Here is a 335-nt window from a genome sequence, read left to right on the forward strand (position 1 = left end):
CGGCTCAACGCGGACGGCCTCGCAAGCGCTGCAAATGGCTGCTAGCCGATAAAGGCTATGACGCAGAGGCCTTGCGTCAGTACTGCGACCGTTGCCGCATGCAACCCGTTATTCCGATGCGTTCGATGAAACGCAAGCCCAAGCCAGGCTTGCCCAGGTTGTTCGATCGGCCAAAGTACCGACAACGCAACGTCATCGAGCGCATGTTCGGCTGGCTGAAAGAGAATCGCCGGTTGGTGACGCGCTTCGACAAGCTTGCAAAAAGTTATGCAGCGATGGTCTCGCTGGCTTGCGGCATGCGGTGTCTGCGACGCCTTATTTCGTACAGTGCCTAA

Annotated in this window: 1 protein-coding gene; it reads left to right on the plus strand. The window is 57.6% G+C overall.

The annotated features are described in order from the left end of the window. Positions 1-335, plus strand: a 335-nt coding sequence (locus FS767_RS21830) for a transposase (RefSeq protein ID WP_144968188.1), incomplete at its 5' end; no start/stop codon positions are given.

It is taken from the genome of Pseudomonas sp. DE0010 (genome assembly GCF_007680745.1).
In the GTDB taxonomy this organism is placed as follows: Bacteria; Pseudomonadota; Gammaproteobacteria; order Pseudomonadales; family Pseudomonadaceae; genus Aquipseudomonas; species Aquipseudomonas parafulva_B.